2 protein-coding genes are annotated in these 12602 nt (G+C 67.1%); both read left to right on the forward strand.

The window, feature by feature from the left end; genetic code table 11:
* The first annotated feature begins 37 nt into the window (after nucleotides 1-37).
* Nucleotides 38-11623 (forward strand): putative Ig domain-containing protein, encoded by an 11586-nt coding sequence (locus tag AB0L70_RS41095; protein ID WP_363692366.1) that lies wholly within the window; start codon nucleotides 38-40, stop codon nucleotides 11621-11623.
* 40 nt (nucleotides 11624-11663) lie between these two features.
* Nucleotides 11664-12278 carry a hypothetical protein gene (locus tag AB0L70_RS41100; protein WP_363692367.1) on the forward strand — a complete coding sequence of 205 codons (615 nt, stop codon included), beginning with the start codon at nucleotides 11664-11666 and terminating at the stop codon, nucleotides 12276-12278.
* Nucleotides 12279-12602: the final 324 nt, after the last annotated feature.

Raw genomic sequence — 12602 nt, forward strand, 5'->3', positions numbered from 1 at the left:
ATCGAGGCCGCTGATCCTGGCTCTGACACTCTCCCTGTTGGGTACGACGCTCGCCGTCGTCACCGCGAACACCGCCAACGCCGCAGGCACGGTCCTGTTCGAGAACCTGTTCAACAACAGGACGGTGGACGGTACGGGGACCGTCACAGTGCCCTCGCCGACGAGTGGGACCAACGTCGCCTGCCTCAGTGCCGCGGGCAACAGCGCCACCTTGCCGCTGCTCAGCTGCGCCGGAAGCACGGATCCTCAAGGTTCAGGAAAGCTCCGGCTCACCAACTCCACCACCAACCAGGTCGGCGGCGTCTTCGGCCAGACCAGCTTCCCGACCTCGAACGGTCTCGACGTGACGTTCACGTCCTACCAGTGGGGCGGCGGCAACGCCGACGGGATCGCGTTCCTGCTGGCTGCCGTCGATCCGGCGAACCCTGCTTCGGCCACCCGGATCGGGCCTTCCGGCGGCTCCCTCGGCTACTCGCCGGCCGGTTCGATCGGGGGCCTGCCGAACGCCTACCTCGGCGTCGGACTCGATGTGTTCGGCAACTTCAGTGCCACCGGCTTCCAAGGCACCGGCTGCACCAACGCACCCAACATCGTCAACCAGGCGGCCGGCGCAGTCGTCGTGCGCGGACCCGGGAACGGCCTGGTCGGCTATTGCGGTCTCACCACCACCTCGGACGGCACCCTGGCCTCCAAGAGCATCCTCCGGGCCGCGACCCGAGCAGCGTCCGCGGTCCCCGTCCAGGTCCTCATCAACCCGACCGGGGCGGCCTTCACCTCCGACTCGGGCGTAACCGTTGCCGCGGGCACCTACAAGGTGGTGGTCACGCCAGTCGGGCAAGCGACGAAGACGCTCTCCGGCCCGCTGCCGTCGGTTGCGGCGGGTCTCTATCCGTCGAGCAGTTGGCTCGGCGCCAACGGCGTACCCAAGCAACTCTCGTTCGGGTTCGTCGGTTCGACCGGCTCGGTGACCGACGTCCACGAGATCTCCGCCGTCAAGGTCCTCACCTTCAACCCGGTCCCGCAACTGGCCGTCAGCACCACCAGCTACACCGCACCATCCTCCCAGCCGGGCGATCCGGTCACCTACAAGATCGCCTCGAGTGTGCTGGCCGGGGCCGCCGAGAACAGCCCGATCTCCGTCAGTCAGACCGTCCCCGCGGGAGTGGTACCTGTAGGTGCCTATGGCAACGGCTGGACGTGTGCAGCGGCCGTCGGCCAGAGCATCACCTGTACGACGACGGCCGGCTCCTTCGCCGGCGGCACCGTTCTGCCCCCGATCACGGTGGTCGCCATCGTGACCGGCTCCACCGTCACCTCCGCGCTGGTGCAGAGCAACTCGACGGTCAGGGCCTCGTCGGCGGATGCGAACCCGGGAACGGATACCAGTGCGACCGCAGGCACTGTGCCGACCGCGCCGAGCGGACTCGCAGTTGTGCCGGCCATCGGTCCGATCGCGGGAACCAACTCGCTGATCGTCAGCGGCGCGAACATCACCGCGGCCACAGCCATCGAGATCGGTACGACGGCACAGCAGCAGGCCGGGACGCCCGTGGTACTTCTTCCCTGTAGCGGCGCGCCCGCCGCCGGCTGCTTCACCGTCAGCGGGAACAACCTGGTCGTCTCATCGATGCCGGCCCGCAGCGCCGCGACGACGGTTTCCGTCACCGTCGTGACCTCCGGGGTGGCCTCGGCCGCCAGTTACGTGTACGCCGACAAGCCGGTGGCCCCGGCCAAGCCCACCGCAACCGCGGGAATCTCCAGCGCAACGGTCGCCTGGGTGGCGCCGACCGCCAACGGCAGCCCGATCACCGGGTACGTCGTCACGCCGTACGCCGCGGGTGTCGCGCAGTCGCCGTTGTCGTTCGACGCCAGCACGACGAGCCGCGTCCTCACCGGCCTCACCCCCGCGACGTCGTACACCTTCACCGTCATGGCGATCAACGCCTACGGGACCTCTGACGCCAGTCCACAATCCACGGCGGTGGTGCCCTACACGCTGCCTGGTGCGCCCGCCGTCACGGCGGTCAGTGCGGGCAGTCTGTCCGCCGTACTGACCTGGAGTACGCCGAACAACGGCGGCAGCGTGATCACCGGCTTCGTCGTTACGCCGTACATCGGTCTGGTGGCACAGACGGCTCAGAGCTTCAGCGGCACCGGAACCACCCACAGCGTCACAGGCCTGTCCGCAGGTGTCTCCTACACCTTCACCGTGGCGGCCCAGAACCTCGCCGGCACCGGGCCGGCGTCCGCGAAGTCCGCCGCGGTGACACCGAACCAGTCCCCCAGTCTCACCTTCACCGCACCGCCGGCCGGTGAGGTAGGCGTCGCCTACAGCCGGCTTCTCACGGTGACCAACGGAACGTCTCCGTTCAGCTGGTCGATCAGCAGTGGAGTACTGCCGGCCGGCTTGGTCCTCAACGCGTCGTCAGGTCTGTTGAGCGGAACGCCTACCGCGGCGGGCAGCTTCCCGGTCACGGTGATGGTCACCGATGCCAGCGGCCTGACCGCCACCAAGGCGGTCACGTTGGTCATTGCGGCCGCACCCGCCATCACGTTCGCGCCGACGGCGGGCGAGGTCAGCGTTGCGTACCTTCACCAGCCGACGCTCACCGGCGGCACCGGTCCCTTCACCTGGTCGATCACCTCGGGCAGTCTGCCCGCCGGACTCACCCTGAACGCGTCCTCCGGTCTGGTCAGTGGTACCCCGACCGCCGCGGGCAGCTTCGCCGTGACCCTCACGGTCACCGACTCGTTCGGCCAGACCGCGGCCCGGACCGCGACAGTGCTCATCGTGGCGCTGCCGGCCTTCGCCAACACCCCGACGCCCACCGGTCAAGTCGGGGTCAGCTATCCCCACAGCTTCGACGTGACCGGTGGGGCTCTACCGCTGACCTGGTCCCTGGCCGCGGGGACACTGCCTCCGGGCCTCGTCCTCGACACTGCCACCGGCCGTCTGTCCGGTACCCCGACGACTACCGGAAGCTCCACCTTCACGATCGGTGTCGTCGACGCGAACAATCAGACCGCCAGCCGGACCGTCACCATCGTGATCGCCGCCGGTCCCCTGCAGATCCTCAAGAACGCGAACGTAACCTCGGCGGCGGCCGGCACCGTGGTGGTCTACACGATCTCCGTGACCAACACCGGCCCGGCCTCCTTCAGCGGTGTCACCCTGACCGACCCGCTGACCGGGGTGCTCGACGACGCGACGTACAACGCCAACGCAGCCGCAACGAGTGGATCGGTCTCCTACACCGCACCGGTGATCAGTTGGACCGGCGATCTCGCGGGGTCGGCAGTGGTCACGATCACATACTCCGTGACCGTCGCCAACCCGGTGGTCGGCAACAAGGTGCTCTCGAACACAGTCAGCTCGAGCACGCTGGGCACCAACTGCGTCAGCGGGAGCACCGACGCGCGCTGCTCTGCCACTGTCAGCGTCCCCGGCCTCACCATCGTGAAGTCTGCCGACCGATCCACGACAACCCCCGGTGGCACAGTCCGTGTCAGCATCCTGGTCACCAACACCGGACAGACCGCCTACCCTGGCGCGACGCTGACCGACGGCCTCGCCGGAATGTTGGACGACGCCGACTACAACGCTGACGCGGCCGCCACCTCGGGCAATCTCTCCTACACCGCTCCATCGCTGACCTGGACCGGATCACTGCCGGTCGGCGCCACGGTGACCATCACCTACTCCGTCACGGTCGACGACCCCGATATCGGCAACAGGTCGCTGACCGGAACAGTCGTCTCGCCCTCCGCGGGCAGTCCGTGCCCCGCCGGAAGCCCGGCGGCCCAATGCTCGGTGGCCGTGACCGTTCTGGTTCCCGCGCTGTCGATCACGAACAGCGCCGATCCGTCGTCGACCACACCGGGCGGCGTGGTCGCCTACACCGTTGCCCTGGCCAACACCGGCCAGACGCCCTACACCGCCGGGACGGTCTCGATCGCCCTGGCGGCGGCACTGGACGACGGGGTGTACGGCGGCAACGCCACCGCCTCGGCCGGAAGCATCGAGTTCAACGCCGCGACGTCCACGCTCACCTGGACCGGGAATCTCGCCGTGGGCTCGGCGATCACCATCACCTATTCGATCACGGTGCACGATCCAGATCCGGGCGACAAGACCCTTACCACGGCCGTGAGCACACCGCTGGCCGGCAGCACGTGCCCGACTGCTGACGCAAGCCCTCTCTGCACCAGCACAGTTCGCGTACACGTGCCCGAACTCACCATCGCCGTGTCCGCAAACGTCACCACAGCCACCCCTGGCTCGATCGTCCGGTACTCCCTGTCGATCACCAATACCGGTCAGACCTCCTACCCGGCAGCGAACCTCAGCCACGCACTGAGCGGCGTACTGGACGACGCTGACTACAACAACAACGCAGCAGCCACGACCGGCACGGTGACGTTCACCGGTACGGCGCTCAACTGGTCCGGCGAGCTCCTGATCGGAGCCAGCGCGACGGTCACCTACTCCGCGACCGTACGGCAACCGACCACGGGCAACCGGGTTCTCAGTACGGCGACCTCCTCGACGTCTCCGGGCAACAACTGCCCGGTGACCGGCACCGACCCACGGTGTACGACGACAACGACGGTCGTGATCCCTGGTGTGGCCATCTCTGTCACGGCTGACTCCGCGACCACCACACCCGGTGGCGTCGTACGGTTCACGTTCACCGCGCACAACACCGGCCAGACGTCGTACAACGACCTCGACATCTCAGCAGATGTCACCGGCGCGCTGGACGACGCGGACTACAACAACGACGGCGCGGTCAGCGCCGGGAGCCTGATCGCCCATCCGGACGGAACCACGACCTGGCTCGTCGACCTCGCCCCCGGTGAGACCGAGACCGGCACCCTGTCGGTCACGGTCAAGGCAGGCGCGAGCGGTGACAGGTCGCTCGTGGTCCTGACTGCGGCCGAGGGCGCCGGGAGCACCTGTCCCTCTGCCTCTCCCGCACCAGGTTGCCGAGCCGTCGTGACTGTCCTCATGCCGGGCCTCACCATTACCAAGACAGCTGACTCCTCGACAACCGTCCCCGGCGGTGTAGTCGGATACACGATCTCCGTCGTGAACACCGGTGAGACCGCCTACTCCCCCGCGAGTCTCCGCGACGACCTTTCCGTCGTTCTGGCCGATGCCGTCTATTCCGGTGATGCGACCGCGACCACCGGAGCGATCAGCTTCAGCGGAACCGTCCTGTCCTGGTCCGGCGCGCTGGCACCCGGTGCGGCCGCGACCATCAGCTACTCGGTCACCGTTCGCGACCCCGATCCCGGCGACAAGCGGCTGCTGAACACAGTCGACTCCTCCACAGCAGGAAGCAATTGCGCCGTCACCAGTGTCGATCCCAGGTGTACCGCCGTTGTCGACGTACTGGTTCCCGGTCTGACCATCGTGAAGTCCGCCGGCACCGCCACCACCACTCCCGGCGCGACGGTCGGCTATACGATCACGGTCACCAACTCGGGCGCCACTCCCGCCGCGGGTGCGACCTTCTCGGACACGCTGGCGGGTCTCGTCGACGACGCTGCGTACAACGGCGATGCCGCCGCAAGCGCAGGCGCCGTCTCCTTCGCCGGCTCGGTGTTGATCTGGACCGGTGACCTGGCCGTTGGCGCTACGGCGACCGTCACCTTCTCGGTCACCGTTCATCTCGTTGATGGCGGCAACAACCTGCTGACCGACACGGTCACCTCCACCAGCAGCGGCGCGAACTGCTCCCCCGGTGCTGCCGACAGTCGCTGCGCGACGACCGTGGCGGTTGCCCGGCTGATCCTGTCCCAGAGCTACCCGCAGCCGACCACGACGCCGGGTTCCCTGATCCAGCTCACGGCCACGTTCACCAACACCGGCCAGGTGCCCTACACCGGCATCACGATCTCCAGCCCGAGCAGTGGCGTCACGGACGACGCGATCCCGACCGGTGACCAGACGGCGACCTCGGGAACGCTCACCCTCAGCTCGACGGCCATCAGCTGGACCGGCAGCATCCCCGTCGGCGGGCTGGTCACCGTCACCGGATCTCTGACCGTCAAGGATCCTCCGACCGGCGACCTGCTCATCACCGGCACGTTGTCGTCCTCGGCGCCCGGCAACAACTGCCTCGCCGGCAGTTCCGACAGCCGGTGCGTGGCCTCGATCAGCGTGCTGGTGCCGCAACTCACCATCAGCAAGGTCGCGAACACCGCTGTCACCGTTCCCGGGGGGACTGTCGCCTACACGATCGTTGTGCACAACACCGGTCAGACTCCGTACGTCGGCGCCGCAGTGACCGACTCGCTCGTGGGTCTGGTGGACAAAGCGACGTACAACAACGACGCGAGCGCGACCAGCGGAACCTTGACCTTCAACTCACCTGGCCTGTCCTGGGTCGGTGATGTGGCCCCTTCGGCAACTGTCACGATCACCTTCTCGGTCGCCGTTCCCGGCACGGTCACCGGTGACAAGCTGCTCGTCAACTCCGTCAGTTCCACCGCGGTCGGCAACACCTGTCCTCCGGCCAGTGGCAACGCAGCTTGCCGCAGCCAGGTCGTGATCCTCACACCTGGACTCACCCTGGAGAAGACCGCCGATCTGACCAACGCGACCCTCGGCACTACGGTCACCTACACCGTCACGGCCAAGAACACCGGCCAGATCCCGTTGTCGGCGGCCGCCTTCAGTGACGACCTGGCCGAGGTCCTGGACGAAGCGACGTACGGCTCGGCCTCGGCCACCAGCGGCACCGTCACCTTCGCGGCCGAGGTGTTGAGCTGGTCAGGCGCACTGGCGCCCGGGGCTTCGGCGACCGTGACGTACACGGTGACGATCAACAACCCCGCTTCCGGCGCAGACGCCATGACCAACACCATCAGCTCCTCGACCCCAGGGAACAACTGCCCGACCGGTGCCGGCGACTCCCGGTGTACGGCGACCGTCACCATCACCAACTCCGTCACCCTGACCTTCACCAAGACCTCGGACGTCACCTCGACCGTTGCCGCCGGCACCGTTCAGTACACCGTCAAGGTGACCAACTCGAGCGTCCTGCCGATCGTCGGCGCCCAGTTCACCGATCCGTTGGCCGGCGTCCTCGACGACGCGACCTTCAACAACGATGCGACCGCGAGCAGCGGGACCGTCACCTACACCAGTCCGACTCTCACCTGGAGCGGGACTGTCGGACCGTCGAGCACCATCACCATCACGTACTCGGTCACCGTGATCAGTCCGCTCGCCGGAGACGGCCGGCTTACCGGCACGGTCAGCTCCACCTCGCTGCTCTCCAGCAACAACTGCGTGGCCGGCAGCACCGACCCTCGCTGCACGAACACCGTGACGGTCGCGGCCCTCCTGATCGACCAGCACTACGTGGAGACCTCGACCACGCCGGGTTCGGTCGTGCACCTGACCGCGACCTTCACCAACACCGGACAGACTCCCTACACCGGCATCTCCGTCTTCAGTCCCGGCGCGGACACACTCGATGACGCGATCGCGAACGGCGACCAGGACGCCAGTTCCGGCACGCTGGTACTGACCGCGGCCGGCATCACCTGGACAGGCAACATCCCGGTCGGCGGTACCGTGAACATCGCCGGAACCCTTACGGTCGCGAATCCCGATCTCGGCAACCATCTGATGACCGCAACCACGGTCTCGGCCGCGCCGGGTAACAACTGCCCGACGGGAGGCGCCGATCCGGCGTGTACGCCGATACTCCCGGTGCTGGTCCCCGAGCTGACCATCACCAAGACCGCCGGTACGACGTTCGTGGTCCCCGGCGGCACCGCGACGTACACGATCACCGTCCACAACTCGGGCCAGACGCCGTACGTCGATGCGACAGTCACCGACTCGCTGACCGGCATCATGGACGACGCCTCCTACAACGCCAACGCTACGGCGACTACGGGCGTGGTCGCCTTCGCCGGCCAGACACTGACCTGGGCCGGGGATCTTGCGGTCGGCCAGACCGTGACCATCACCTACTCGGTCACGGCTCACAGCCCGGCCACAGGCGACAAGACCATGGTCAACCCGGTCAGCTCGACCGCTACCGGCAGCACCTGCCCACCCGCCAGCGGGAACTCTGCCTGTCGCGCCACCATCGCTGTCCTCACTCCCGCATTGACGATCGCATCGGCCGCAAGCGCCGCACGGACAGTCCCTGGTGCGGCAGTCAGCTACACGATCACTGCGACCAACACCGGCCAACTCCCCTACCCGGCAGCCACCTTCGACCTACCGCTCAGCGGCGTACTGGACGACGCGACCCTCACCAGCGCGGCGTCGGCAACCAGCGGAACCGTCGCTGTCACCGGCGGGAATCTCCACTGGACAGGAGTTCTGGCCACCGGCGCGGTCGCGACGATCACCTATACCGTCACCGTCGACCAGCCGGTCGGCGGGGACTACAGACTCGACCAAACAGTGGTCTCGTCCAGCCCGGGAAGCAACTGCCCGGACGACGGCGCCGATCCCCGCTGTTCGGCCTCGGTAGCGATCGCGAGCCTGCGGATCGTCAACGCCGCCGATGCCGCGACGACCAAGCCGGCCTCAGTGGTCCGGAACACGGTCACCATCAGCAATGTCGGCCAGGTGCCCTACCTCGGTATCAGCGTCAACGACGACTTCGCCGGATCGCTCGACGACGCCACCTACGCCGGTGACGCCGAGGCGACCTCGGGCAGCCTGCTACTGGTGGCCGCGACCGGCCGGATCATCTGGACCGGAGACCTCGCTGTGGGCACGACCGTGACCGTGACCGGCTCACTGAAGGTCAACAACCCAGATGCCGGGAACAAGGTGATGACCACCAGGGTCACCACCGACGCGCCGGCCACCAACTGCCCGACAGCGAGTCCGCAGGCGGCCTGCCTGACCAGCGTCACGGTCCTGACTCCCGCACTCACCCTCAGCAAAACTGCCGACAGAGCCACGGTGACACCGGGCAGTTCCGTCGCCTACACGATCACCGCGCACAACACCGGCCAGACGTCGTACTCCGGCGCGCAGGTGCACGACTCGCTGGCCGGCGTCCTGACCGACTCGGCGTACGCCAACGACGGTACGGCGACAACGGGGCTCGTCACCTTCGACGGCGCCACACTGACCTGGACCGGCGACCTGGCGGTCGGAGCAGCCGTGATCATCACCTACAGCGTTCGAGTGGACGATCCCGATCTGGGCGGCAGGACGATGGCCAACCAGGTGAGTTCGAGCGAGCTCGGCAGCACCTGCCCCATCGGCAGTTCCGCGTCGGTCTGCACCACGCTGGTGAACGTCCTTGTTCCGCTGCTCGACATCGCAGTCGTCGCCGATCGCACCACCGCGGTTCCAGGCATGGCCGTCGCCTACACCGTCACGATCCGAAACAGCGGTCAGACCGACTATCTGGCGGCAAACGTCAGCATGCTGCTCGCCGGCGTACTGGATGACGCCAGCTATCCGAACAACGCGACGGCGACGTCCGGCGTACTGGCGTACACCAGCCCTCAGCTCGTCTGGTCCGGCGATCTCGCCATCGGTGCCACCGCGACCGTTTCCTACTCGGTGACCGTCACCGATCCGCCGACCGGGGACCACTCGATGGTCACCTCGACAAGCTCTGCGGTGCCCGGCAGCACCTGCGGAACCGCAGCGCAGTGCACGAACACGGTCACGGTCCTGATCCCCGGACTCATGGTCTCCACGACGGCCGACAAGGTCAGTACGACGCCAGGGACCGCGGTCACCTTCACCACCACCGTGCAGAACACGGGTCAGACGCCGTACGAGTCGGTCAGGCTCGACAGCTCGCTCACCGACCTGCTCGACGACGCCGGCTTCGACGGCGAGATCGCTGCCTCGACGGGCGTCGCGACGTACTCTGCTCCGGACCTGTCGTGGAGTGGAGCCTTGCCCGTCGGAGCTGTCGCAACCCTCCGCTACACCGTGATCGTCAACAACCCGGACGTGGGCAACAAGTTGCTGAGAGCAACTGTGATGGTTCCGGCTCCGGGCAGCAGCTGCCCGGCAGGTGGATCCGCCCCGGCCTGCACCGCAACAGTGACCGTGCTCATCCCGGACCTGACCATCGCGATCTCTGCGGACGCTCCGACCACCACACCGGGTGGCATCGTCACCTACACGATCGTCATCGCCAACACCGGGCAGACCCCGTACGACGGCGCGACGGTGAGCAACACCCTCAGCGGCGTTCTCCCCGACTCCGAGTACAACGCGGACGCGACGGCGTCGAGCGGCACGGTGACCTTCACCAACCCGATTCTCAGCTGGACCGGCGATCTGCTGATCGGGGCCAGTACGACGATCACGTACTCGATCACCGTCGACGATCCGGACCCTGGCGACAAGTTGCTGATCAACACGGTGTCGTCGGCGGCACCTGGCAGCAACTGTCTGCCTGGAAACACCGAGGCGCCTTGCTCTGTGCTGGTCAGGGTTCTGATTCCGGCTTTGTCCATCACCAAGGCAGCCGACACCGCAACCGTAGCGGCCGGCAGCGTCGTCCACTACACGGTCAGCGTGGTCAACACCGGACAGACCGACTACTTCCCGGCCACGGTCAGCGACGTACTGACCGGCGTACTCGACGATGCCGGCTATGCGAGCGATGCCACGGCCAGCATCGGGACCGTTGCCTATAGCAACAGCACGCTCGTCTGGACCGGAGCGCTCGCGGCCGGTTCAGCTGCCATCATCACCTACTCGGTCACCGCACTCTTCCCGGCAGCCGGTGACCGCCGCCTGGAGAATGCGGTCACTTCCGGGTCGGCTGGTTCGAGTTGTGTCAATGGTGCGGAAGCAGGCTGCAGGTCCACAGTGACCGTTCTGGTTCCCGCGCTGACGATCAGCAAGGCCGCCGATCTGAGTCAGGTCGTCGCAGGCGACAGCCTCCACTACACGATCGAGGTGACCAACACGGGCGAGGCCGACTACCCGACCGCCACTCTGACGGACTCGTTGGCGGGAGTCGAAGACGACGCAAGCTACAGCAACGACGCAGCCGCCAGCAGCGGCGTCGTCACGTACTCGGCAGGGACCTTGACCTGGACCGGCGCCATCCCCCGGGACGCGACGGTGCTCATCACCTATTCGGTCGCCGTACCCGTCACCGGAGCCGGAGACGGCGTCCTGACCAACACAGTGGTCTCGGAGACGGTGGGTGGGAACTGCGCTCCCGGCCATGCCGACGGCCGCTGCACGACCTCGACCCCAATCGCGCCACTGGCTCTGACCCTCAGCGGGCTCACCACGTCGTTCCTCCTCACCGGACTCCCGAACAGCACGATCAGCTCCGACGGAACAGTCACCATGACCGTCACCACCAACAGCACCACGGGCTACTCGGTCAGCGTCCAGGCCACCGGCACCGCGCTGCTTCCGGCCACAGCGGGCAACCCGGCCACGATCCCGATCGACCAGCTGGGGGTCAGGGAGAGCGGCGACGCCGACTTCGTGCCGCTCTCGAGCACCGACCCGGTGATCGTGCACCAGCAGAACGCGGCGTCGGGTCCGGCCGGTGACGCGGTCAGCAACGACTACCAGATCAAGATCCCGTTCGTCTCATCGGACACCTACTCCACCACCCTGGACTACATCGCCAGCAGTCAGTGACAAGCGAGCTTCGCACAGCCGACGTTCGGAGAGGAGAACCATGAACGCCAGCAGACACCTTCTGACCACACCGCTTCGTATCTCCTGCGGGCTTGGTCTCGCTGCCTCCGCACTACTGGTCGGGGGCAGCACCGACGCCGCCGCATCGACCACCCCCCAGCTGAGCATCGCTGTCGACAGCAACCGGACCTCGGCGGCCGTGGGCGACGTCTTCCCGTACGCGATCACGATCCGGAACCTGGGCGGCACCGCCGTCACCGGCCTGAAGATCAGTCAGAGCGTGCCGACCGGCCTGCGGTTCAAGTCCGCGGACCTCGCCGGCAAGGCGCACCCGCTCAGCATCGAGTGGAGCGTGAACCTGAAGGCGGGCGGAACGGCGACCCTTCACTCGACGATGACCGTGACCAAGACCCCACCCGAGCTTCTCCGACTGGCAACGGTGGCCTGCGCGAGGTCCATCGCCAAGGCGCCCGCGATCGTCTGCGCGGCGTACTCCGCCCAGCTACCGGCCGGCGCCCTGGCCGAACGCACGGCAGCGCGGGAGCCCGATCACGACGCCGGCAAGACCGAGTACGTCGCTGGGGCCGGCGGTGTTCTCGCCATCGGCGCGGCCGTTGTCGTCATCACCCGGCGACGTAGGCGAAAGGCGGCCTGACGTGGGGCACGTTGCCAGCAGCAACACCCATGAAGAAGTTGACGCATTAGTTGAATGGAGCAACCGGTTCAGGTAGTTGCTGCGCGCATCCATTGGGCCGTTGACAGCAGGCCGTCTTTGACCTAACGTCGGGCCATAGTTACGGAATGTGATCGGCGCTAGACGGCATTGCAAGGCCGCCGCCGATCGAACGGGGTGCGAACACGCCATCAAGGTGGCGGGACCTGCTTGGTCCTGCTGCTCGTGGCGGTCTGCCCGATGTCCTGTTACCGGGCCTGGACCCGCCTGGATCGCTCGATGTCGTTCCTTACGACCGCGGATCCT

The organism is Kribbella sp. NPDC051952 (genome assembly GCF_040680855.1).
GTDB lineage: Bacteria > Actinomycetota > Actinomycetes > Propionibacteriales > Kribbellaceae > Kribbella.